This window comes from Flavobacterium pisciphilum (assembly GCF_020905345.1).
Taxonomy (GTDB): Bacteria; Bacteroidota; Bacteroidia; order Flavobacteriales; family Flavobacteriaceae; genus Flavobacterium; species Flavobacterium pisciphilum.
In genome coordinates, this window is the sequence record NZ_JAJJMO010000001.1 from 2,279,538 (window position 1) to 2,304,169 (window position 24,632).

Here is a 24,632-nt window from a genome sequence, read left to right on the forward strand (position 1 = left end):
CCAAAAAACAAGACTAGGAACTATTTTATTTTTAATCTTTTAATGCTTTTATTAATACTTTATCAATCTTAACGCCATCCATATCGATGACTTCCAACTCAAATTTTTGCCAAATTAACTTTTCTCCTTCTTTAGGAATTCGTGATAATTCAGTCATAATCAAACCGCTTACCGTTGTAACCTCATAATCATTGATTAACTCATCTAACTCAAAGTAAGTTAAAAAATCATGCAATGAATAATGTCCATCTACCAACCAGCTTCCATCTTCTCTTTCTATTAACTGAAATTCATCTTTATAAAAATCAGCTGCATCTCCTACAAGAGCCTCCAAAATATCATTTAATGTTATAATCCCTTGAAAGACTCCATATTCATCAGAAACGAAAGCATAGTGTATACCTGTTTTCTTAAAGTTTTCTAATGCTTTGTATGCTGTAGTTTGCTCCATTATAAAAGGCGCATCTGTCATGATTGAAGCCAAACTAAAATCATCCTTTTCTATATTAGCAAAGATTGTTTTCAAATTAACAACTCCTGAAATATCATCATAATTCTCTTTATAGACAGGATAAATGGAGTGTAAATCTTCTAATATCAATTCTTTTACACGCTGTTTATCTGAATCTAATGGCAAGAAAACTACTGATTTTCTATGTGTCATTAACGAATTCACCTTTCTATCTCCAATATGAAAAACACGCTCTACAATATCTTGTTCTATCTCTTGTACTTCACCACCCTCAGTACCTTCTTTTATGATAGCCTTAATTTCTTCCTCGGTTACCTTACCATCAGCAGTGGGTTTAATTTGCAAAACATTCAATAAAAAATCTGTCGAATTAGTCAACAACCAAATAAATGGAGCTGTAATAATCGAAATAATCTTCATAGGCAACGCCACAGCTTTAGCTATAGACTCTGGATGATTCAAACCAATTCTTTTAGGCAACAATTCACCTAAAACAAGAGAAAAGAAAGTCAAAACTACAACTACAATCCCAACAGCAACAGAGTGCGCATAAGGTTGTAAAGCTGCAAACTTGCTCACAAAACTCTCAACATCCATCGTGATTTTATCACCACTATAAATACCTGTTAAAATCCCGATTAAAGTAATTCCGATTTGAACTGTCGATAAAAACTTATTCGGTGAGTTTGCCAAATCAAGAGCGATTCTAGCGCTTTTATTCCCTTTTTTGGCGGCGGTTTCTAATCTATTCTTCCTAGCCGAAATCAATGCGATTTCCGACATAGAGAAAACCCCATTTAAAATTATTAGAAAAAATATTATTAGTATTTCCATTTTTAGATTTAAACATTTAAAGTTTAAGGCCTAAAAATTAGCCTAAATAATGAATACTTAGGCACATTTTAAACCTTAAACTTTAAACAATTTTTTGTATTACAAATTATCAATTACATTAGTTAAACGCTCGGTTATCTCTTGTATAGTTCCGATTCCGTTTACTGCGTAAAATTTATTTTGCTCCTTATAATATCCAATTAATGGAGCTGTTTTTTCATTGTATTCTTGATATCTAACACGAATTTTTTCTTCGTCCTGATCATCAGCTCTACCGCTTGTTTTCCCTCTTTCTAATAAACGCGCTACTAGAATTTCATCATCAGCCTCTAAAGCAATTGTTGCTGTAACACTTGTACCAATAGTTGGCAAAAACTTATCTAATGCTGCTGCCTGATCTAATGTTCTTGGATAACCATCAAACAAGAATCCTGCTGTATCTGGGTGTTTTTTCACTTCATCAATTAACATAGCTGTAGTTACTTCACATGGCACTAATTCTCCATTATCCATAAAAACTCTAGCTTTCTTACCTAAATCTGTATCGTTTTTCAAATTAAAACGAAAGATATCTCCAGTTGAAAGATGCGTTAATTTATACTTTTCTTTTAAAAATTCTGCCTGAGTTCCTTTTCCTGCACCAGGTTTTCCAAATAAAACAATATTAATCATAGTTTGTGTGTTGTGTCGTACTTCCTTAATATATCAAAGAAGTTTAAAGTGAATAGCTAATTTATAATTCTTTGGTTTTGGTTCTAAATTTATTCTGCCAATTTGTATACCTCACACAAATTTCTTCCTAAACCATCGTAGTCTAAACCGTAACCAACAATAAATTTATTTGGAATTCGAATTCCGATATAATCAATTTTAACGTCTTTTTTATACGCCTCAGGCTTAAAGAACAAAGTAGCTATTTTTAAATGCTTAACATTTTGTTTTTTAAACATTTCTTTAAGTTCAACTACAGTATTCCCTGTGTCAACAATATCTTCAATAATAACCACTGATCTTCCAGTTAAATCTTGATTTAACCCTATCAGTTCCTTAACATCATTAGATGTTTCTGTCCCTTCGTATGAAGCCATTTTTATAAATGAAACCTCGCAGTGTTTTTTATATTTTTTTAAAAAATCCGCAACAACCATAAAAGAGCCATTAAGCACACCGATAAAAATTGGAATTTCATCTCCAAAATCATCTTGTACCTGAGCCACCATTTTAGTAATTGCAAAATCGATTTCTTTAGCCGAAATAAACGGAACAAATTGTTTATCGTGAAGTTGTATCATTATTTTTTACATTTAAAATAATGCGCAAAGATACAGAATTCGAGTTTTAGAATCGAAAATTGACTCTAAATTTGTATTTTTAAATCAAAAAAAAAATCAATGCCCTCTGAATTACAAAAAAACCTTGATTATGTAAGTGCTTACAGGGAAAACAGACTTAAAGGCGCGCAAAATGTTTTGGAAAATCCTGATTGTTTTCCGGAATTAATTACAATTTGTTTTAATATTTCTGACAAAAACACTCACAAAGCCTGTTGGATTTTAGAATTTGTATCTTATGAAAAGCTAGAATGGCTACAACCTCATCTTGATTTTTTTTGTTCAAATCTTAAACATTTAAAAGACGAAAGCGCTATAAGACCCATTGCAAAAATCTGCCAACTTCTAGTCACAGCCCATTATAAAAAATCAGAAACAAACATCATTCTTTCGGAAACTCAGCTTCAAGATATTATAGAAACTAGTTTTGATTGGTTAATTACCGATACCAAAGTTGCAGCAAAAGCCTACTCCATTCGTACCTTATATATATTGGGCAAACATTACGACTGGATTCATCCCGAGTTACAAATCATACTAACTAAGGATTATGCAAATCATACTGCTGCTTATAAAGCAGTTGCCCGAGAAATTCTCAAGAAAATAAAATAGCATTTTCCTATTCAATCATTATAAAGTATCTTTGCGCATAACAAACACACAACAATGAATTATTTTTCTTCTGATTTTAAATTAGGAATATTAGGCGGTGGACAATTAGGCAAAATGCTTCTTTTTGACACGCGAAAATTTGACATACAAACCTATGTTTTAGACCCAAGCGATGAAGCACCAAGCAAAATTGCCTGCAATAAATTCTTTCAAGGGGATTTAATGGACTTTGAAACTGTTTACAATTTCGGAAAACAAGTAGATGTTTTAACTTTCGAAATCGAACTTGTAAACCTCGAAGCACTTGAAAAATTAGAAAACGAAGGTGTAAAAGTATACCCTTCACCAAAAACCTTAAGAGGAATTCAGAATAAAGGAATCCAAAAAGATTTTTACACTAAAAATAATATCCCAACAGCACCTTTTGAAAGATATGAAAATCTAGAAAGCCTAAAATCTAATACTCAAAATCTTAAGTTCCCATTTGTTTGGAAATGTACCGAATTTGGATACGATGGAAATGGTGTAAAAGTAATTCGTCAAATTTCAGATTTAGATAATTTACCTAATGTAGAATGTATTGCAGAGACAATGGTTCCATTCAAAAATGAACTAGCAGTTATTGTTTGTCGCAATCCATCAGGAGAAATAAAAACATATCCGGTTGTTGAAATGGAATTTCATCCTGAAGCAAACCAAGTTGAGTATGTAATTTGTCCAGCTAGAATAGATGAGAAAGTAGCACAAAAAGCAAGAGCAATTGCGCTTAATGTTTCGGAGAAATTCAATCACGTAGGATTATTAGCCGTTGAAATGTTCCAAACTCAAGATGATGAAATCTTGGTAAACGAGGTTGCTCCTCGCCCACACAATTCAGGACATTATTCTATCGAAGCAAGTTATACTTCACAATTCGAAAACCATTTACGTGCTATATTGAATCTTCCTTTAGGAAATACAGATAGCAAAGTTGCAGGAGTTATGGTTAACTTAGTTGGAGCCGAAGGGTTTTCTGGCGATGTAGTTTACCAAAATATCCAAACTGTTTTAGGATGGAATGGTGTTACGCCACATATATATGGTAAAAAACAAACTCGTCCGTTTCGCAAAATGGGTCACGTTACAATTGTAAACGAAGACATGAACGAAGCAAGACGAATTGCTGAGGATGTAAAGAATACTCTTAAAGTGATTAGCATTTAAGTAACAGTTTTCAGTCGCAGTTTTCAACTTCAATGTGAAGCTTGAAACATTAAACTTGAAACAAAATATAACAGTCGTAGTTTTAAGTCGTGACAATACAACTTGAAACATTAAACTTGAAACAAAATAAAACATGAGCAAAGTAGCCGTAATAATGGGAAGCATCTCAGACATGCCAGTAATGCAAGATGCCATCGATATATTAAAAGGATTTGATATCGCTGTAGAAGTAGATATTGTTTCTGCACACCGAACACCAGAGAAACTAGTTGATTTTAGTAAAAACGCTCACCTAAATGGTATTTCAGTAATTATCGCTGGGGCTGGTGGAGCTGCGCATTTACCAGGAATGGTTGCATCTATGTCACCTTTACCAGTAATTGGAGTTCCTGTAAAATCAAGTAATTCAATCGATGGTTGGGATAGTGTTTTATCTATTCTACAAATGCCAGGTGGAGTTCCTGTTGCAACAGTAGCTTTAAATGGAGCTAAAAATGCTGGAATTCTTGCTGCACAAATCATCGGAAGTCATGACAAAGTGGTTTTAGACAAAATTATTGCCTATAAAGAAAGCCTAAAAGAAGCTGTTTACAAATCTTCTGAAGGGTTAAAAAAATAAAAAACTATCTCGCCAAGTCATACTCTTATGCACTTGGCGAAATGTTTTATTAAGGAGCTAATCCCACTGTACACTCTATCTTTTACGGCGAACCCCGCCATAAAAGGATGCCGTTTCCATTGGGGCTAAATTCCCATAATATGTTGAAAATCCGAAAAACACAACAAGTGATTTTTCAATCTCTAATTTTTTCAATCTTTAAATTACATTATGAGCATCTTAACACACTATTTCAATACGAAACACAATACTGCTCCTTTTTCGCAAATTAAAATCGAAGAGTATGTTCCTGCATTTCAAGAAGGAATTACTTTAGCAAAAACTGAAATTGACGCAATTGTAAACAATACCGAAGCACCTACATTCGAGAATACAATCGAAGCAATGGATTATACTGGAGATATTCTAGACCGCGTTTCGAGTATTTTTTTTAACTTAAATTCAGCAGAAACTAGCGACGAGATGCAAAAAATCGCTCAGGAAGTTTCGCCTTTATTATCTGAATTTGGAAATGACATCACATTAAACGCAGCTTTATTTGCTAAAATAAAATCCGTTTATGACCAAAAAGAAAGTTTAAATCTGAATCCAGAACAAACTACACTTTTGGATAAAAAATATAAAAGTTTTTCAAGAAATGGGGCTAATTTACCTGAAGAAAAGAAAAACCAATTACGTGAAATCGACAAAGAGTTATCTAAATTAAGCCTGCAATTTGGCGAAAATGTTTTGGCTGAAACAAATGCTTTCGAATTGCATTTAACCAACGAAAGTGACTTAGCTGGACTACCAGAAGGAACTATCGAAGCCGCTCGTTCATTGGCTAAAAGCCAAGAAAAAGAAGGTTGGATTTTTACCTTAGACCATCCAAGCTACGTTCCATTTATGACCTATGCTGATAATCGTGAATTACGTAAAAAACTAGCAATCGCTTTTGGAGCAAAAGCATTTCAGAATAATGAATTTGACAATCAAGAAATTGTTCTTAAAATCGTAAAACTACGCTTTGAGAGAGCCAATTTATTAGGATATAAAACGCATGCCCATTTTGTTCTTGAAGAACGCATGGCAGAAAACCCAGAAAAAGTATTCTCTTTCTCTAATGATTTATTGGCAAAAGCCAAACCTGCTGCCCAAAAAGAATTCGCACAGCTTACTGCTTTCGCAAAAGAATTAGACGGAATCGAGCAATTGGAGAAATGGGATGGCGCTTATTACTCAGAAAAATTAAAACAACAGCTTTTTAATTTAGATGACGAAAAACTAAAACCATATTTTCAATTAGAAAAAGTACTAAACGGTGCTTTTACAATCGCAGGAAAACTGTACGGACTTACTTTTACTGAAGTATTTGACATTGACAAATACCACGAAGAAGTGATGACTTACGAAGTTACTAACGATAAAAATGAATTAGTTTCAATTTTCTACGCTGATTTTTTCCCACGAAAAGGAAAACGAAATGGAGCTTGGATGACATCGTTTAAGTCTCAATACAGAAAAGACGGAGTTAACGAAAGACCACATATCTCTAACGTATGTAACTTTACAAAACCAACAGAAACAAAACCTTCCTTACTAACATTTAATGAGGTTACGACTTTGTTTCATGAATTTGGACATGGATTACACGGAATGTTAGCCGATACAATCTACCCTAGTTTATCTGGAACATCTGTTTATTGGGATTTTGTAGAATTACCAAGTCAGATTATGGAAAACTGGTGTTACGAGCCAGAAGCTTTGGCATTGTTTGCGAATCATTATGAAACTGGTGAAATCATTCCAATGGAGTATGTAAACAAAATCAAAGAAAGTGCTAGTTTCCAAGAAGGATTAGCCACATTACGCCAATTGAGCTTTGGATTATTGGATATGGCTTGGCACGGACAAGATCCTACATCAATTACCAATTTAAAAGCTTTCGAAACGGAACAATTTAAGGACACTCAATTATATCCAGACGTGAAAGAAAATGCAATGAGTACTGCCTTTTCACATATTTTCCAAGGCGGATATTCTTCTGGATACTACAGCTACAAATGGGCTGAAGTTCTAGATGCTGATGCATTTGAATACTTTCAAGAAAAAGGAATCTTCAATAAAGAGGTTGCTACTAAATTTAAAGACAATGTACTTTCAAAAGGAGGAACTGAGCATCCTATGATTTTATACAAACGCTTTAGAGGTCAAGAACCAAAACCTGAAGCTTTATTAAAAAGAGCAGGATTGATATAAAATTTTAAAAGCCAGTAACTAAAGATTTAGTACTGGCTTTTTTCTTGAATTAGTAACTTATTTTATTTTCAGTAAGTTTCTCTTATTTATCGCTAATGGCATTATAGAATCGAATACATGGCTCAAATCACCTGGTAGTAGCCCATTATTACGATGATGACATGAGAAACAAGATATTGCAGTCGAGTCATTTGTAACGGTACTTCCCGACTGAACAAATGTTTCCATTGTACTATTTGATAACTGTCCAGTTCCAATAGCTTCTCCATTAGGAACTCCCTTAGTAGGTGCCCCATAAGGATATGTTTTTCCATTTGGCGCAGTACCTCCTGAAGTCCAAGTAGCTCCTATGAGCAAATAATTCTTCCTAATATCTTTACCAACTAACATTTTACGTACAGCATTATTAATAGAAATAATTTCGCTATTGGAACCTGCAGGCGTTTTATCTTCTGCATTTGGTTGCGTATTAGAAGCAACACCCCAAGCCATAATTCTTCTTACGTCTGGCTTATATATAGATTCAGGATGCAAAGAATCAGTAATTATAATTGTATTGTTTTTAACTGTCATATTTTGAGTATTATTTATAGTATCATCGGCATTAACATTAAAAAGCCAACCTTTACCTTTATCAGCTTTTACCTGTTTTATTTTATCCTCTTTATCTATATAGGAATACTCCGAATTAGGTGAATTTTTCTCATGCTCAAAAGTTGCCCAAATCATTTCAGGATGTCCAGCAGTACTTCCTACCACATGCATCCCAACTAATGCTAATGTTGTAGTTGTCTCTCCATTAACAACCCATGCCAAAGGATTAGATTTATTATATGTTGGAATCTTAGCTTTAATCGTAACATAACTTTCTGGATTTGGTAAATCCTTAGCTTCAACCCAAGATGTCTTTAATTCTATTGCCAAAGCATTAGGATCTGGTGGTGGTGCTAAACCTTTCATTTTTGCATAAGCAAGAATACTGTCAAGTGCACTAGCAGTTGTTGGAAATTGATTGCCATTTAATTTGCGTTCGTTAACTCCAGTTAAAAAATAAGCATAAACATCATTAACCATTGTTATGTAATAAACTAATGATTTATTTGTTGCAATTAATGCTCCATGAGAACCTGCCTGTCCCTGCTCTGTATCAATTTCATGCCCTTTTGAATCAAGAAAAATAGTTTTATTCTCTTTTGTTTTAAACTCTTGTAAAACATTTCCAGGATTAATTTTACTATCAATTATTGCTTTAGGACTAGAGATTACTTTGCCTTTTATATCAATAAAAGAATGCAAACCTTTAGCATCTGTAACAATACTACTTACAACAACTGATTTATTATCAGCATTTTTAACAGCTTCATTACTTTTTAGACTTTCTACCTCAAACATTTTCCTGTTTTTATCAAACACAATTGGTAATCTATTTGGTCCTGTTTGAACAATATTACTTACTGCACTCATTATAGTATTAGGTCCGTGAGGTATCAATACGCGTGCACCTTTTGAATCAGCAGCCGAAACATTATAAAACACAGGAGATTCCATTACAGTTCCTCCGCTTTTATATACTCCACTAGAAGTTGGCGACGTGATCCATAAGAACATCTGCTCAGACCATTTGTAGAAGTCACAGTTATTATTATGAGGAAACGTGACACTATTTGCAGGTTCAACTAATCCATTTTCGGTTACAGTTCCGCCCTTAAACCAAGTTTTAAATTCGGCATCAGTAACAATGCAAGATTGTTTTACATCTTGTGGCAAATATTCATAGTCTTTATCCGAATTGGATAATAAATCTGTTTTCTTACATCCTATAAATAGAATCATTGCAATAGTAAATAATCCTATAGCAATTTTTGTGGCTGGTTTTTTCATTTTTTTATTTTTAAAATTGGTTTTCTTTGGTATGATTTTGTTCTTTGATTCTACAACTCCACTCTTTTGTTTGTGGAATAGAAATATTCATAACCTCTGGTTAAAAAAATTCCTGATTCATTAGATTAAAGTACTAACTGTTACTGTATTTTCAAACCTGAGTATAGCATATTTACTAAACGGAAGTGATTCTTTTAAACCAAGTTCCTTACTTGAATTGCACAATAAAGTTTCTAATTGTAAATTCTCTTTTCTAAATTCAAGAGGATCCCAATTAATTGATTGATCTGAATAATAGTGAAGACTCTGGTAAGTCCATATCCCAGATACTAAATTTGGAGGAATGTGTGACATATCTAAATCATTTATAGGTTAAGTAGTATCGATTTTGGGAATCTCTTTAATCAAAGCTTTTTGTTATTCTACAATAAAGAAACAATAATCTGATAAATCTTAACAACGTATAAATACCTGATTTTCAAATGCAGTCCCTCACTTTAAATGAAGATAAAACGGAGTTTTATGTTCAAATTTTTAAAATGTCATTCCGAATTACTTGGCAGATTCGGAAATAACAAACACATTCTGTTTAACAAAAAAGGTTGCCCTAACTAGACAACCCTTTGAATCAAACGTTAATTGAGTTTAATGAAGATTTTAATTCAATTCCTCTTTTAAACTTTTTATTGACGCAACTGGTACATTTTCAACATGGTTTTGCCAATATGAAAAACCTCCAGTTCCGTTCCACTCATTATCTACCGCGAAATGAGCATCAAATTCAGCTAAAAAAGCGCCAACTGCTGGAGGAGCAGAAGACTGAACATATTGACCACGTAAACCCACTACTTTTGTATATTTTCCAAAACCAGTTGCATATATTTTTCCATTTACCTGCACTACAATATGGCTATCAGGACCATTTACAGCCTGTGTAATTACAACTGTACCCGATACACTATTTTGTGTTGGTACAACTACTAAACTAAATGTGGCAATAGGAGCACCTGGTGTTCCAACGTTACCGATTGTTCCTTTAGCAAAATAAGCACTATCTAATAGACCTGACATAATTTCTTAATTTATATTTTTTTCTTACTCATAAGGCTTTTCAGGGACCGCCTCGTTTTTTTAAGTGGGATCTGCTCCACTCTTACTTTAAATTTTAACGAATATAATATTGGGGCAAAAATTATAATACTCATATCAAACCAAGAATAAACAGGATTGCACCTGCTTTTTTATTAGATTCTGCTTCAAAAAATTTCTCACATTCTTGATTTAGTTTGAAATAACCTTTCTGAGCAATTTCTTTTTATTTTCTATGTTAAATTTACAATCCATCTGAAGGCATAAATAAAAAAATGTTATGAGAACGGTATTTTTATCCATGAAGCAAATAATAAGCGTGATGAAGCGATTTTAGAAACGAATAAGAAGAATCTTCGTTCCTAAAAAACATTATCTCAAATCCAACAAGATTGGGATTTTAGTAGTATTGGGATCTATATACAACTCAGAAACTGTAACTAGTAAAACTTCTACCTCAATACGATCATCTTCATTATAGTCTAATAGTTTTTTTAATTCTTCGCATTTCTCATGAATAAAATCTAGGCTATGATTTTCGAAACTATTTTGTACAATTAGCAACCTAACAATATCTTTAAAAGAATCACTACTAGACAGTTGAATTTGAAAAGCATCTGCTCCATTCGTAAGAGAAATGAATTCATCTAAATCATAGTGTTGCTCACAAACTATAAAAGATTTAGCTTCTCTAGATTTTAACTCTAGAAAAGATTTTCCATCTAAATCAACCCACCTCCCTATATCTCCTATGGCATATCGAAAAACGGGAAATCTTTTACGGAAAGTATTGGTAACGGCAATTATACCATATCCGTCTTTATCTGGATTAATAATTTCTACTATAATCCCTTTAATGACTAGAAACAATGATGGATTTTTAGTCCTATCAGACCAAGCCCAAATACCCGTTTCGGCTGAACCATACATAGAATAAATTTGTTGGTAGCCGAATTTTTTCTGTAAAAACCGTTGTACGTTAGGTCTTAAAAATTCACCTGCATAAAACAAATTTTCTATCTCTATTTTTCTATTATTCTCTTCTAAATACTGTGCGAAACACAATAGCTTAGAAGGAGTTCCTAATATAAAATCCGGTTTAAAATAATTAACTGCCTGTTCTATGTCTTTATAATTGGCATGTGCACTCAATGCTAATGTTGTAGCTTGACATTTTTCTAAAATATCATCCATAATGGCTGCTGTACGGTACATATCTGAATAACCAAAAATATTTAAGGCAATTGTTTTAGAAGTAAAAAAATTGTTTTCCGTTAACTCTTTTGCCAATGCAAGACGCTGATTTTGGTTTTCTTGTATATCAACTGGAAAAACCAAAGGGTTTTGAGTACTACCGCCTGACCTTACTAAATACACACCTGTTTTTTCTTCCTGAAGTTTGAATTTTGTATTTAGAATCGGTACTAATTCTTTTTTGCTTAGCATAGGCGCATCAGCAGCTAAATCATTTCCTCTATAAAATTCGATGTATAATGGGTTTTCTTTAGCTAATTCAAAATAATCTTGCAATACTGAGTTCTCTATTTTTGGAGGAATACAAGTTGAATGCATAGTTTGTAGTTTTATTTATTTCTCATTTTGAAATAACATCTATTTTTAATCAAGCCTCTAGAGTGATTTAAGATAAATAATGTTTTTTGTTGCCAAGATGGTAATCGTTCCATTGCATGTTCAAACCACCTTTGTGACAACATTCCCATTAGCTGTTGATCGTATTGATTGGAGCTTTCCTTATATCGTTTTAATATAACTGGAACTTCTAATTCTTTCCAATTAGCATAACTACTCCGAGATAAACTTCCTTCAATCTCTCTTACTTCAATACAGGTTTTATTCAGTAATCCAACTCGTACCTGTTTAGCCAGGCTTTTTAAAATACGATACCAAAAATCAATTCCTTCATTTAAGGAAACATCTGTTTGGTAACGAATGTCTTCTAGGTATTTTTTTTGGATAACAACATTACTACCAACACCCATAATAAAATCTGGCGAACTAATACTATGCAACGCATTAGGTATTAAAAACAATTCATTTGAAAGAGAAGTCAACTCTGATTCAAACGACTTAATATTTGGCAAATAATAATCTGACGGAATCAATAAAATTCCAAGTACCAAAACACCTATATTTTCCTGTTCCATGATTAAATTAACATCACTTAAACAAGAAGGAGTATAACAATCGTCAGCATCCAAAAAACTTATAAGATCTCCAGTTGCTAGTTCTATACCAATATTCCTTGCATTACTAGGGCCTTTATTTTCCTTTAATTCAATGATTTTAATATCTGTTTTCAAAAATTGTGGAGCAAAAAACGATATGGAATCTTTTAAACAAACCAGACTTCGATCTGTACTAAAATCATCAATAATAATAATTTGCGATGCTTTGCTATCTTGAAAAGCAAGCGAACGAATCGTATCATCTATATACTTTTCTTTGTTGTAAAGAGGTATGACAACTGTATGTTTCACGCTTTTTATTATTCTAATATTGGATAAATCAAAGCTCGACCTTGATGTACATTCACAATCAATTCATCTGAACCACGAAACAAACCAGATCCGTATGTTTTATCATCTTTACACAATAGCATTCCTACTAAATGAATCTGCCGATTATTTTCAATGTCATTAAACTCTTTCTGGTCAATAAAATGTTGAATCACATATTTATCCCAATTTTCTCTAATAATGGCGCTCCAATCTTCTGTTGTGCAATCACTTTTAACATAAGCCCCTATTCCTCTTCCTCCACTATTTAATTTTAAGATTAAATTCTGTTCGCAGTTAATAAAGGCATCACAACCTATAGGCTCAACAATAACATAACTCGGAATAAGGTAATCTCGTAGAAAGCTATAATCCTCAACGTCTAAATAATCGTTCATTATTTGAGCATCATACATTACTGCCAAAACCCTTTTATCATGAATCAAAATAAGACTACGGATATCATTAAAATAAGAGTTTTGCTCAATCAATTTGTCTATCACATCAGGTCTTATTTTTTTTAGCTCCTCCCGATCCATTTCTAAAATAAATTGTGAAGCGGGTTCTCCATTTACACAAATCAAATCATTTGATACTATTAGATCCTGAGGTCTTGCAGAAATTAATTCGATGTCTAGTTTTGCTAATTCCTTTTGAAGAAAAAAAATCTCAGTCCCTTTTTCATTATCATGAATAAGAACTACTTTTTTATTAGGTACAAATTGATTGTATAAATCATCAACGAGAGCATTCAAATCTGCCTCTTTAGTATTTACCTCAACTTCATAACCGTTTAGTTGATTGTTTATCAAACCTATATAATAACTAATCATCCAACCGTTTAAAGGATATCGTGCTCCTATTTCACAAATTTTTGCCTGATTGTTTTTAGTATATACAAAATCAGGGCGATAGAAACCCTGATTATATAATTTGTCATTACTTTTTTTCAATAAAGCTTCTAAGTCTTCATCAAGTTGATAATACTTTCGTATTCTATCATCTTCAAAATAATTTAAAACAATCGCTTTGCAAGCTTTATTCAAAATACCACACAAATGATCCATTTGTTTATTGTATTCTGAAGATAATGTTATTGATGAATTAGCAAAAAAATGACTGCTCACCTCTTTATTATTCCCAAAATATTCAACGAACAATTGCTTCCATTTTTCTTGCTTATCAGCTTGAATTGGCTCCAACTTAATTTTAGGCACAACGAGTTGGGCTTCAATCTCTTTTTTTGTACTAATCATCATCAAAATATCAATTTAAAAACTCAGCTGTTCAATTTCCAAAAGCTCTTCCATCACTGCAGCTTTTTTATGTAAATATTCCTTAACAATCCCTTCTAAATCATAGGATTCAAGATCTACATTCATTGCCTTAGCGTAATGAAAAATAGAGCTAACAGCAAAAAAGAAATGATTTTTTTCTGTAGGTCCACAATGAACGCTTATCCATGCCAAGGTTTTTTCGCATTCCTCTTCAGAGAAACCATAATCATTAAGCAGCCAATTTTTAAATCTTGGAAGTATATACTCTACTTCGCCATGTGTATAAATTTCGTGTATCAAAGTTGTCAATAAGGCAATCATTATGTCCTTATTTCGCAATGAATTTTGATCTTTCCATGCTTTAAAGTCAGAAGCGCTTTGATTTAAATATTTGCGTGAAAGCCAATCATCATCAGTACAAATAGTAGTTGCCATTGTATAAAACAACTGGGAGTGTAAAACTCTACCAACAACTGCCAAATCTTCGTCTACAATTCGATTTAAACTTGTAATCGAATCTAATAGTGCTTTTTCATCTACAATGGGTTGCTTTTTATGTACCAACATCGTCATTCGGTTACTAATTCCAGCAACAGTCATTGCGCTATTATTAGTTTGACTCCAACTATGAAAAAAACGTTGCAATCTTTCTTTCTCTTGTACTTTAGATGTCAATTGATTAAAACTTTCTTCAATTTTTGAAAATGATTTTTCTTGATTTGGCAAAAACTTTAATAATTGATCCTTTAAATGGGATTCTTCCATTCCTTCAATGACTGGAAGAATAATTGAACTTAAATTGGTCATAATCATTTAATTTATAGGTTAATTGCAATCTTAAATTTGGGGTTTTGACTTTAATACCCTTTTAAATATAGATTCAGGGCACTATATTGTTATGTTGAGGATTATTTTAATCCCTTCCATAACTACTTCATCATTAATAATTCTAATTTTATTAACGAGTCTTTTGCTCTTTCCATTTTAACGGCGTATTCATCATTCACTTCTTGGACGTCAGCATTACAAAAACTGCAAACTGCTTCTTCTTCATAAACATAATTATCACATCCGTGGCATAACTTAAGTGCTTTGGGTATTCTTGGAACTCTATCTGTATTATCTGAAACCAAAATTGGAGTGACATCATTAGGTGATTGTATTTCTACTATTACGCCATTTTCATCTTCAACAATAATCTCAAAAAGTCCCATATCAAAAGACATTCCTGGTGCTTCTTGCGTTTTTCTTATTCGTTCCTTAAGACCTTTCTTTTTTAATTCTAGAGCGCGATGATGACAAAAAGGATTATTACCTCTCTTACCAAACAACACATGACTAGTCCATGTACAGCCCGCTAAGCAAGAAGATTCGTAATAGCAACCTTTACAACCGCCCCATAATTCTTCTTTATTTCTATATCTGGAAAAAACCATTTCTTCGCTATATTTCCAAATATCTTCAAGCTCCATATCTTTTACATTACCTCCAGTATATGCACTTGTTGGTAATGACGGACATCCTTTAATTTTACCATCTGCCTCAATCCCTAATCCTGTATGTCCTGCGGAACATCCTGTATAATATTTTTCATTACCCTGTCTCCAAATATGTTCATATGGTCCAAAATAACCAATGTTATTTCCTGCCTGTATTAAAATATTATGTGCTAAGGCTTTTCTGTATATCACGATAAGGTCGTCATAAAAATCAATTAATTCATAAGGTTGAACTATCAATTCTTCTGAGTTATCTACGGCATTTCCCATAGCAACAGCTAGTTGTATTTGCCAGTTCTTTACATCATTTTCAATAAGAATATCCAACAGTTCATTCAGCTCATTTTTACTTCTTTTTGTAATTACTGTATTTACGCTAGAAGTTATATTGTGCTTTTTTAATAGTTGCAAGCAATTAACTGCATGTTCAAAAGAATCTCTTCTTCCCCTTATTTTATTATGTGTATCAGGCATCCCATCAATGGAAACTCCAATATTATTTATTCCTGCTTTTTTTGCATCAATGATTCGCTCTTCATTTAAATTATATGCACCAGACTGCATAGAACATTCAATCCCACTTTGATGTATTCTTTCGATAATTTCAATCCAATCTTTTCTTAGAAAAGCCTCTCCACCAATAATGGAAATTTCTCTTGTACCAAGACGTTTAAGACTTTCGATAACACCAAAACATTGTTCAGTAGTTAATTCGCCAGGCCTTACTTTTCCAGCTCTAGATCCGCAATGTGAGCATTTCAAATTACATGCTAAAGTAATTTCCCACACTACATGAACAGGAGTGGCTGTTTCATAATCGTCTCTTACTCTGTATCGTGTCGAAGTCTTGTCCATCTTAATTTTTATTTATGGTTAATTGATTAAAAAAACGGTTTAAAAAGTAATACTTAATAAACCGTTTTTTTTTAGATTACTTTTTCTTTCTCAAAGTATCAATTGCATCAAGCAATTCAACCAATGCTACATGCAAATCTTTTTGTTCTCTTATGGTTTTCTTAGCTTGTTCAGCTACTGCAACCATTTTTTCTAAATCATTTGATGCTATCGCTTCTCTGATTCCTACTCCGTAAAGTACTGTTGCCATAATATCTTGTGTTTATAGTTATTCCTACTCTTTAGGTTTTTCAGATACCCCCTTGCTTTTCTGTACAAGTCAGTTTATTTTTTCTTCTTTAGTGAATCTATCGCGTCTAGTAAGTCTAGCAAAGCTCCAGTTAGGTCTCCTTGGTCTTTTATGGTTTGCTTCGCCTGTTTAGCAACAGCCTCCATCTTAGCCAAATCATTTGATACCAAAGCTTCTCTAATAGCGACACCGTATGGCATAATTATTCCCATATTTGTAGTTTTTAATACTAATTATTGTTTTACGTCAAGACTAATAACTTTAGTACGTTATCAATCATATGAAAAGAATCATTGTAGTAACTTACTCACCACCCAATGTTATCGTTCTTCCAAATTGTGGATCATTACTAACATTTGTGCAAAACATCCATTCTGTAGTGAAACGAGTACCATCTTCTTTCTCTCCCGTTGCTACATATTTATGATGGATATTAAGTTTTGGTTTTTGAGTTTCTAAATTAAGGTTATAGAATAAAGATCTCCCAAGTGTACCAAAACCATAGGTTCCACTAGCTCCTTCAATTACAGGAAGAATAACAGGCCCAACGCCTCCACCATTCCATTCAACATAAGGATACACATTTACATTTTTAACTTTTGTAGGTATAGCTTGCATAATAATAGATTTTGTCCTACTCATAAGGCTTTTCAGATCCGCCTCCGCTTTGTACTGTGCGAAACAGTCCGTTTTTTTTAGTGGGTTCTGCTCCACTTATTGAATTCATTAAAAAAACCATTACTCTAAACCATTAACAATTTACCATAGCAATATCATACGGCATTGTTACTGCCATATCTGCTAGTTGTCATTAATTTAAAAATTGATTGTTTAAAGAATTAACCTCCGAATTGGTGTAAAAAAACAGCTGGCTCATTGTGACTCAAACCAGTTAAATTACTCACTGTAACTGTTTTACCTTCTTTGTTTTTTCCAGTAATAATGATGTCTTTCATCCCAGGTATTAATACTCCTAGTTTCTTACCTTTCACTACTTCCACTCCCATTTCATGCGGTGTACCAGTTCTAGTAGCAATCACATTTCCTGATCCGTTTTCAATTAGTAGTTTCTCTCCGATAGCTGGCGCTGGAAATAACTGAGAAACTGTAATATCTGTTAACGGTCCTAGCGTAATGTAAGTAGGCACAATAGAATCTCCCAAAGTAGTAGATTCAGATTCTTGTTTACCCATTGTAATGGTTCTTCCAAACTCAGGATTGTTACTTGCATTTGTGCAAAACATCCACGGAGTAGTAAAAGGAGTACCATCTTCATACTCTCCCGTTGCTACATATTTTTGATGAATACCAAGTTTAGATTTTTGGGTTTTTAAATCAAGATCTAGATTATAAAACACTGATCTTCTTAGTGTACCAACACCATAGGTTCCAATTGCTCCTTCAATAACAGGAAGAATAACTGGCCCGATGCCTCCACCATTCCACTCAAAATAAGGATACACATTCACATTTTTAACTTTTGTAGGTATAGCTTGCATGATAATAAATTTTGTCCTACTCATAAGGCTTTTCAGATTCGCCTTCGCTTTGTACTGTGCGAAACAGTTCGTTTTTTTTCAGTGGGTTCTGCTCCACTCTTTTGATGAGTTAGCTGAATCATTTAAATATTAAAAAAAACTATTATAAATGATAGATTTGGGGCTAACTTCTATTTCAAAGCTATTATAAATAAATAGGCATTTGTAACAAAATGGTATCAAACGGGAAATTTTGGTCATGAAACAAACAAAAACTGGCACAGAACATAAAAACGCACAAACATCTAATTTTAAACAACTTAAACTTACAAACAAAATCAATCAATTAAAGTTTCATTTATTTTTGAAAGTTTAAAAACTTTTAATTACATTTGTATCATGGAATTCAAAGAAGCAAAAAATAAATTCGTTCAAACTTGGGGAGCATTAGGTTCTCAATGGGGAATTAATAAAACCATGGCGCAAATCCATGCTTTATTAATGGTTTCCAACGAACCTGTTTCTATGGAAGATGTTATGGAAGAATTACAAATTTCCCGTGGAAATGCTAGTATGAATTTACGTGCCTTGATGGATTGGGGAATTGTCTATAAAGAATATAAAACGGGGGAAAGAAGAGAATTTTTTACTGCCGAAAAAGATTTAGATGAGCTTGCTGTAAAAATTGCACGCGAAAGAAGTAAACGTGAAATTAAACCAGCACTTAAAATCTTAAAAGAGGTTTCATCGATCGAAGCGAAAAATTCAGCAGAAGAAAAACACTTTGTAGATCAAACTGCTAAATTGTATGACTTTGTATTAAAAGCCGATAATATGCTAGACAAAATGACCGAATTTAATGAAAACTGGTTGGGACGTTTGGTTCTTAAAATAATGAAATAAAAAAATTTAATCAAAACTTTCATTTTTTTCTGAAAGTTTAAAACACTCAATAACTATGAAAGCTTTACAAAAAATGAACACACTAGCGCTTGCAATTCCGCTTATCATTGCAATAACATATCCAGTTTTCAAAGAAGGCGCTATAATATTTGCCTTATTATCTACGATGCTTACAGGATTAATTCAATTTTCGATAGGAGTAAAAATGCTGGTTGATAATCCAAAAGACAGATATATTCAGATATACATTTCAGCGGTTATATTGTTCTTTGCCCTTTGGTTATTTAATGGTCTTATTGGCTACAATAATTTCATGAGCTATGTACTCGTTCCAGTTCCACTTATTCTGGCCATTTATCTTTCTATCCTAATTTATAAAGAACAATAATCATGAGCTTTTTAACTGCAGAATGGAAAAATTTAGCATTATTTAATTACGAGATCAATCCTAAAATACTAGAGAAATATGTACCGCCTGGAACTGAGATTGATTTATGGGATAACAAATGTTATGTGAGTTTAGTTGGTTTTATGTTTAAAAACACCAAAGTATTAGGCATAAAAGTCCCTTTTCATATAGACTTTGAAGAAGTAAACCTTCGTTTTTATGTCAAACGGTTTGAAAATGGAGCATGGAAACGTGGTGTGGTTTTTATAAAAGAAATAGTTCCTAAACCAGCCATTACTTTTATTGCAAACACTCTATATAAGGAACACTACCAAACTAATAAGATGAAGCATGCTATTATTGAGAGTATAAACTCAAAAACTTTTGTTTATCAATGGAAGAATCAAAATAAGTGGAATACTATTGAGGTGGAAACCGAAACAACTCAAAAAGAAATAGCAATAAACTCAGAAGCCGAGTTCATCACCGAGCATTACTTTGGATATACCAAATACGATAAAGATACCACCTATGAATATGAGGTAACACATCCTAGATGGAAACAACTTCGCTTAATTGATTATAAAATAGAGGTTGATTTTGAAGACAACTACGGGCAAGATTTTGCTTTCCTGAATGAGTCAAAACCACTTTCGGCATTTTTAGCAATAGGCTCTACCATTACAGTTGAAAACAAGAAAAAAATAAAGTCATGAATGCAAATCTTAATATTATAGGATATTTCATTTATTTGATGATAACAATCTTTATAATAGTTCGGGTTGGAAAAAGCTGTTACAAAAATGGCAATGTCTTCGTTTCAGAGCTTATTCCTAATCACAAAGAGTTATGTCAAAGAATAAATCAACTATTACTACTGGGCTATTACTTGCTGAATATTGGGTATTGTGCAATGACTTTAATTTCATGGGAAACAATACTATCTACCCATCAACTCATAGAAATGATAGCAATAAAAACAGCGATTATTATATTTATAATCTCAGGATTGCATTACATAAACATCATCATAATAACCAAATACATTCAAAAATTAATTAACAACTAATAAATCAAACGTCATGGAAACTACAAAAATTTTAATCGGTTATGCCATTTATTTACCAATAGCTCTTTTCCTAACCTATTATGTTTCAAAAACTTTATTCAGAAACGGAAAAGTATACATGCTTGATATCTTTAAAGGAAGAGAAGAAATTGCCAATGCAACCAATAAACTATTCGAAACTGGATTTTACCTTCTGAATCTTGGTTTTGCATTAATGATCTTAACGATAGTAGAAGATATCAATAATTACCAAACCTTAATAGAAGCTTTAAGCTATAAAATAGGTGGATTCTCAATTTACCTAGGAATAATGTTATTTATTAATTTGTATTTCTTTTTTAGAGGAAAAAGAAAAGCTAATGAAAGAAATACTGTAGCAGCATAATTAAGATAGTAAAGTAAGTTTAAAAGTAAAAAAACACATCATGCAAAATAAACTCGTCATTGCAGCCGGAACAGGATTTTTAGGTCAGGTAGTAGTCAATCATTTTAAAGATAAATTTGAAGAAATAGTAATTCTTACCCGAGGAAAATCTAAAATAGTTGACACCATTAAATACGTTAACTGGAATGCTAAAACTTTTTCTGGCTGGGAAAACGAGTTGGAAAACGCAACCGTTTTAATAAACCTTGCAGGGAAATCTGTAGATTGTCGTTATACCAAAGAAAATAAAAGAGAAATTCTACTATCTCGAATTGAAAGTACCCGAATCCTAAACGAAGCTGTTTTAAATTGTAAAACTCCACCTAAACACTGGCTAAACTCATCAACAGCTACAATTTATAGATTTTCATTAGATAAGGAAATGGATGAAATTGACGGAGAAATTGGAAATGACTTTTCTATTAATGTTGCTTTATCTTGGGAAAAGGCATTTTTTAAAACCGAAACTCCAAATACATTAAAGACTGCTTTGCGAACATCTATCGTTTTAGGAAAAAATGGAGGTGCTTTGGTTCCGCTAAAAACATTGGCAAAATTTGGTTTAGGCGGAAAACAAGGAAAAGGGAATCAATTTGTAAGCTGGATTCACGAAACTGATTTTGTACAAGCTGTAGATTTTATAATCCAAAAAGAAATGACTGGAGTTGTAAATATTGTATCTCCAAAACCAATTCGCAATGTTGATTTTATGAATGAACTCCAAAAAACTGTTGGTTCACCATTTGGGATTCCGATAAGCGAACCGTTATTAAAATTCGGAGCAGTATTAATTAGAACTGAAGCTGAATTAATCTTAAAAAGCCGAAATGTAATTCCGAAACGATTACAAGAAAATGGCTTTCAATTTGAATTTGATACAATAGAAAAAGCATTAAAAAACTTAATATAAATGACAACAATAAATCTAGTCACAAAAATAAAATCAACAAAAGAAATTGTTTTTGATTATTCAAGAGATATAGATATACATCAGAAATCTGCCTCAAAATCAAATGAGAAAGCAATAGCTGGCGTAATGACTGGACTAATCAATTATAATGAAACAGTAACTTGGCAAGGCAAACACTTCGGTTTTTATTTAACTCATAAAAGCCGAATAACAGCGATGAATCTTCACGATTATTTTGTTGACGAAATGGAACAAGGGAGATTCAAATCATTTAAACATGAACATTTTTTTGAAGAAGTAAACGAGGAAACAATCATGACAGATAAACTGCAATATGAAACTCCGTATGGCGTATTTGGAAAATTGTTTGACTTCTTAATTCTTGAAAAACATTTGACAAACTTTCTCTTGGAAAGAAATAAAATTTTAAAAACTATTGCTGAAAACAATAACATAAAATAAAGAAACTCTCCAAAATTACATTAGAACAGTTTCTTTATTTGAATACTATATAGTAGTGAACTTCACTAATTATCTTTTTGATACGAAGTTCTTTTTATTTAATCACTTTTATAAAACAATTACTCTTTTGGTAAATTAAATATACCGTCTACGACCCAGAAACAGAAGAATCTACTAACATTGCTTCCATCGCTAATAATAGATTTTTTGATTTTGAAGTAGTAACTTTAATCGTAATACTACCATCAGTCCCAATATCAAAACTGCACCTAGCATCTTCTGGATTTAAATAAAATGGCCAGACAGATGTCAATAAATTACTCTTTAAAAGTAATAAAGTCTTTAAATCATATTTTGCAAAACTTTGAATTTCCAAAGTCATGCCTGATGCAACTAATAAGCCGTTTGTAAATAAAGTCAAAACTCCATTTGCACCAAATAGTTCATCCCACGTCACCAAATTAGGACCAGTCATCCAGTTACCTTTATCTGTAAAAGCTTTTACAAAAACGCCTTGATTAAACCAACTTCCAAAACGTATAGGTACATGAACAATCTTATCAAAATGTAGTTTAAAAACAAATCTTTCCTCACGTGCCATTTCATTAAAATCTAAGAAAGGCTGAAAGATTATTAAATTAGGATAAGAGGGAAATAATTCTATCTTCGGTGGCGGATAATTCTTAGAATCAAAAGTAAAATCAAATGAAGCCCCATCCGATAATGCAGTAAGGATTCCTGCAGAATCTGGCTTAAATATGGGTGTTTTAACAGTATTACACTTTAACCAAAAATCTTCTTTAGCATAGTTTTTTCTTGCTATATCGATTGCAAAAGAATCTTTTTGGGCATCAAGCAATTGTCCATAAGCCTTACTAAACAAGGTACTTTGATCATCTACATTGGCAATAAATCCTTTTTTAGGAATAATATCAAGTAAATTAAACAATTCACAATCGCTCTTAGGAAACAATGGAACTATAGGAAACCATCTCAAATTTGCCAAATCTAAAGTAAGACTAGATGAAATTTCTTTAATAATTAATTCTTCATAACTATTTATCATAACCATTTTTATTAAATTACCGTAAAACCACCTGCATACCAACTCCTTTTAAAAAGTCAAGTAATTAAGAATTGATATTCAATTAAAAAAAGAGAACACAGAATGAACCGTGTTCTCCTTATTTTACTTAATTAGAATTAATTAAATCAATCTAAAAGCTGAAGGACCTTCTATAGCAAGCTTAGTAGGAATAACCCCCATACCAAATATTTGTAGACTTCCTGGTTTGCAGGTAATCGTGGTAGTAATATAACCTTCAGAATCATGTGTATGTGTCTGCGTTACTGATGAACCAGAATGCGACGTATAGAAAGGCCATACGTTAGTGTCTTTACTAGTCGTAATTTGTTTATACTCAGAATCAGAATACTTAGCAAAAGAAGTCGTAGTAATCGTATAACCGTTTATCAACAATACCTGATTTGCAATATTCTGACACGAACCTTTAGGTCCAAAAACTCTATCCCAATCTGCTTGACCTTGATTCCATTTTCCTGGGTCTTTATATTGATTGGTAAAAAATCCTTGTGTAAACCAACCTCCTGCACGCACTTGTAAGAAGGCAAATTTATCAATCGAGATTGTCACCGTAATTCTAGAAGAAGAAGCTTTTTTATTTACCTCAGTAGAAACGGAACTAGAAGAAGTTCCCCAAAAACCTACCCCTGCAGATCCTGTGCTTTTTGCCCAAGAAGAGTCAAGGTTACTATCGGCTGTCGCAGAATCAAAAGATATAAAAGCTGATGAACCATTATTCACTTGATTATATAAATCAGCAAAACCTGGAGCATAAATAGGGTCTACAGCAACATTTCCATCAACCCAATATTTTGGATTAACATAATTGTCTTGTGCTAATTTACTTAAAAAACTTGGTTTTGCATCGCTAATAACGATCTGCATATTACCATTTAAACCATTAATTGGATTGCTCGTATACAATGTTGAAACGGATACTGGTGGAATTCCATCAACAAAATTATAAACTCCAGCAGCATCAGTTTGAACAGGTAAAACTCCCTGAATCATTTGAAATTGCTTGTCACTCAAATTTAAACCTTTACAAAGCGTGTTGTACAAACCTGCAGTAGAATTTGGAAGAGATACATCTCCTGTTCCTTGTTGGACAGAAGACAATACTTGACTATGATTATTATCCATGATATTGTAAATTTGGGTTTCTTACTCATAAGGCTTTTCAGAGTCCGCCTCGTTTA

Annotated in this window: 28 protein-coding genes; 11 read left to right on the top strand and 17 right to left on the bottom strand. The window is 32.6% G+C overall.

From position 1 onward, the window contains the following. Positions 1 to 31 precede the first annotated feature (31 nt). The 3 genes from LNQ49_RS09475 to hpt form a co-directional block, all read right to left on the bottom strand. Positions 32 to 1,306, bottom strand: coding sequence for a hemolysin family protein (locus tag LNQ49_RS09475; protein ID WP_255680787.1), 1,275 nt, complete (start codon positions 1,304 to 1,306; stop codon positions 32 to 34). Positions 1,307 to 1,405: 99 nt separating this feature from the next. Beyond that, positions 1,406 to 1,978 carry an adenylate kinase gene (locus LNQ49_RS09480; protein WP_229988520.1) on the bottom strand — a complete coding sequence of 191 codons (573 nt, stop codon included), beginning with the start codon at positions 1,976 to 1,978 and terminating at the stop codon, positions 1,406 to 1,408. A gap of 89 nt (positions 1,979 to 2,067) precedes the next feature. Further along, the gene (gene hpt / locus LNQ49_RS09485) at positions 2,068 to 2,598 is read right to left on the bottom strand and encodes a hypoxanthine phosphoribosyltransferase (RefSeq protein WP_229988521.1); all 531 of its coding nucleotides are present in this window, start codon (positions 2,596 to 2,598) and stop codon (positions 2,068 to 2,070) included. A 99-nt stretch (positions 2,599 to 2,697) separates the two neighbouring features. Here hpt and LNQ49_RS09490 point away from each other — a divergent pair, with 99 nt between their 5' ends. The 4 genes from LNQ49_RS09490 (at position 2,698) to LNQ49_RS09505 (ending at position 7,309) form a co-directional block, all read left to right on the top strand. Next, positions 2,698 to 3,249: a hypothetical protein gene (locus tag LNQ49_RS09490; protein ID WP_229988522.1), complete on the top strand. Its 552-nt coding sequence runs from the start codon at positions 2,698 to 2,700 to the stop codon at positions 3,247 to 3,249. A gap of 54 nt (positions 3,250 to 3,303) precedes the next feature. Further along, a complete protein-coding gene (locus LNQ49_RS09495; RefSeq protein ID WP_229988523.1) occupies positions 3,304 to 4,452 on the top strand; it encodes a 5-(carboxyamino)imidazole ribonucleotide synthase in 1,149 nt (382 codons plus the stop codon). Between the two features lie 133 nt (positions 4,453 to 4,585). Further along, entirely contained in the window at positions 4,586 to 5,071 is a 486-nt protein-coding gene (gene purE / locus LNQ49_RS09500; RefSeq protein ID WP_229988524.1) for a 5-(carboxyamino)imidazole ribonucleotide mutase, read from the top strand. A 210-nt stretch (positions 5,072 to 5,281) separates the two neighbouring features. After that, positions 5,282 to 7,309 (top strand): M3 family metallopeptidase, encoded by a 2,028-nt coding sequence (locus LNQ49_RS09505; protein WP_229988525.1) that lies wholly within the window; start codon positions 5,282 to 5,284, stop codon positions 7,307 to 7,309. A gap of 57 nt (positions 7,310 to 7,366) precedes the next feature. Here the strand turns inward: LNQ49_RS09505 and LNQ49_RS09510 are convergent, their stop codons facing one another. From LNQ49_RS09510 to LNQ49_RS09565, 12 genes are all read right to left on the bottom strand, one after another. Further along, a complete protein-coding gene (locus LNQ49_RS09510) occupies positions 7,367 to 9,190 on the bottom strand; it encodes a hypothetical protein (protein ID WP_229988527.1) in 1,824 nt (607 codons plus the stop codon). Positions 9,191 to 9,310: 120 nt separating this feature from the next. Then, positions 9,311 to 9,544 (bottom strand): hypothetical protein, encoded by a 234-nt coding sequence (locus LNQ49_RS09515; protein WP_229988529.1) that lies wholly within the window; start codon positions 9,542 to 9,544, stop codon positions 9,311 to 9,313. A 303-nt stretch (positions 9,545 to 9,847) separates the two neighbouring features. Further along, a complete protein-coding gene (locus LNQ49_RS09520; protein WP_229988531.1) occupies positions 9,848 to 10,261 on the bottom strand; it encodes a DUF1842 domain-containing protein in 414 nt (137 codons plus the stop codon). A gap of 390 nt (positions 10,262 to 10,651) precedes the next feature. Beyond that, positions 10,652 to 11,851: a phenylacetate--CoA ligase family protein gene (locus LNQ49_RS09525; protein WP_229988532.1), complete on the bottom strand. Its 1,200-nt coding sequence runs from the start codon at positions 11,849 to 11,851 to the stop codon at positions 10,652 to 10,654. Between the two features lie 11 nt (positions 11,852 to 11,862). Beyond that, complete coding sequence (locus tag LNQ49_RS09530) at positions 11,863 to 12,777, bottom strand: glycosyltransferase family 2 protein (RefSeq protein WP_229988533.1); 915 nt, start codon at positions 12,775 to 12,777, stop codon at positions 11,863 to 11,865. An 8-nt stretch (positions 12,778 to 12,785) separates the two neighbouring features. Further along, the gene (locus LNQ49_RS09535; RefSeq protein ID WP_229988534.1) at positions 12,786 to 14,054 is read right to left on the bottom strand and encodes a hypothetical protein; all 1,269 of its coding nucleotides are present in this window, start codon (positions 14,052 to 14,054) and stop codon (positions 12,786 to 12,788) included. A 12-nt stretch (positions 14,055 to 14,066) separates the two neighbouring features. After that, positions 14,067 to 14,879: a hypothetical protein gene (locus LNQ49_RS09540; protein ID WP_229988535.1), complete on the bottom strand. Its 813-nt coding sequence runs from the start codon at positions 14,877 to 14,879 to the stop codon at positions 14,067 to 14,069. A gap of 122 nt (positions 14,880 to 15,001) precedes the next feature. Beyond that, positions 15,002 to 16,426: a radical SAM/SPASM domain-containing protein gene (locus tag LNQ49_RS09545; RefSeq protein ID WP_229988536.1), complete on the bottom strand. Its 1,425-nt coding sequence runs from the start codon at positions 16,424 to 16,426 to the stop codon at positions 15,002 to 15,004. A 76-nt stretch (positions 16,427 to 16,502) separates the two neighbouring features. Continuing rightward, positions 16,503 to 16,676 (bottom strand): DUF1843 domain-containing protein, encoded by a 174-nt coding sequence (locus tag LNQ49_RS09550; RefSeq protein WP_229988537.1) that lies wholly within the window; start codon positions 16,674 to 16,676, stop codon positions 16,503 to 16,505. 74 nt (positions 16,677 to 16,750) lie between these two features. After that, complete coding sequence (locus LNQ49_RS09555; protein ID WP_229988538.1) at positions 16,751 to 16,927, bottom strand: DUF1843 domain-containing protein; 177 nt, start codon at positions 16,925 to 16,927, stop codon at positions 16,751 to 16,753. Between the two features lie 91 nt (positions 16,928 to 17,018). Further along, positions 17,019 to 17,333: a hypothetical protein gene (locus LNQ49_RS09560; RefSeq protein WP_229988540.1), complete on the bottom strand. Its 315-nt coding sequence runs from the start codon at positions 17,331 to 17,333 to the stop codon at positions 17,019 to 17,021. Positions 17,334 to 17,554: 221 nt separating this feature from the next. Then, positions 17,555 to 18,214, bottom strand: coding sequence for a hypothetical protein (locus LNQ49_RS09565; protein WP_229988541.1), 660 nt, complete (start codon positions 18,212 to 18,214; stop codon positions 17,555 to 17,557). Positions 18,215 to 18,592: 378 nt separating this feature from the next. On the opposite strand from LNQ49_RS09565, the gene LNQ49_RS09570 reads away from it, so the two are divergent. The 7 genes from LNQ49_RS09570 (at position 18,593) to LNQ49_RS09600 (ending at position 22,349) form a co-directional block, all read left to right on the top strand. Further along, complete coding sequence (locus tag LNQ49_RS09570) at positions 18,593 to 19,096, top strand: GbsR/MarR family transcriptional regulator (RefSeq protein WP_229988542.1); 504 nt, start codon at positions 18,593 to 18,595, stop codon at positions 19,094 to 19,096. 55 nt (positions 19,097 to 19,151) lie between these two features. Then, positions 19,152 to 19,484 carry a hypothetical protein gene (locus LNQ49_RS09575; protein WP_229988543.1) on the top strand — a complete coding sequence of 111 codons (333 nt, stop codon included), beginning with the start codon at positions 19,152 to 19,154 and terminating at the stop codon, positions 19,482 to 19,484. A 2-nt stretch (positions 19,485 to 19,486) separates the two neighbouring features. Then, complete coding sequence (locus tag LNQ49_RS09580; RefSeq protein WP_229988544.1) at positions 19,487 to 20,200, top strand: YqjF family protein; 714 nt, start codon at positions 19,487 to 19,489, stop codon at positions 20,198 to 20,200. A gap of 133 nt (positions 20,201 to 20,333) precedes the next feature. Beyond that, positions 20,334 to 20,546, top strand: a complete 213-nt coding sequence (locus LNQ49_RS09585) for a hypothetical protein (protein WP_229988545.1) — start codon at positions 20,334 to 20,336, stop codon at positions 20,544 to 20,546. A gap of 20 nt (positions 20,547 to 20,566) precedes the next feature. Beyond that, the gene (locus tag LNQ49_RS09590) at positions 20,567 to 20,938 is read left to right on the top strand and encodes a hypothetical protein (protein WP_229988546.1); all 372 of its coding nucleotides are present in this window, start codon (positions 20,567 to 20,569) and stop codon (positions 20,936 to 20,938) included. A gap of 40 nt (positions 20,939 to 20,978) precedes the next feature. Further along, positions 20,979 to 21,887 carry a TIGR01777 family oxidoreductase gene (locus LNQ49_RS09595; protein WP_229988548.1) on the top strand — a complete coding sequence of 303 codons (909 nt, stop codon included), beginning with the start codon at positions 20,979 to 20,981 and terminating at the stop codon, positions 21,885 to 21,887. After that, entirely contained in the window at positions 21,888 to 22,349 is a 462-nt protein-coding gene (locus LNQ49_RS09600; protein WP_229988549.1) for an SRPBCC family protein, read from the top strand. Between the two features lie 148 nt (positions 22,350 to 22,497). Here the strand turns inward: LNQ49_RS09600 and LNQ49_RS09605 are convergent, their stop codons facing one another. Both LNQ49_RS09605 and LNQ49_RS09610 read right to left on the bottom strand, forming a co-directional pair. After that, complete coding sequence (locus LNQ49_RS09605) at positions 22,498 to 23,415, bottom strand: hypothetical protein (RefSeq protein ID WP_229988550.1); 918 nt, start codon at positions 23,413 to 23,415, stop codon at positions 22,498 to 22,500. Between the two features lie 141 nt (positions 23,416 to 23,556). Next, positions 23,557 to 24,576: a hypothetical protein gene (locus LNQ49_RS09610; protein ID WP_229988551.1), complete on the bottom strand. Its 1,020-nt coding sequence runs from the start codon at positions 24,574 to 24,576 to the stop codon at positions 23,557 to 23,559. Positions 24,577 to 24,632 lie beyond the last annotated feature (56 nt).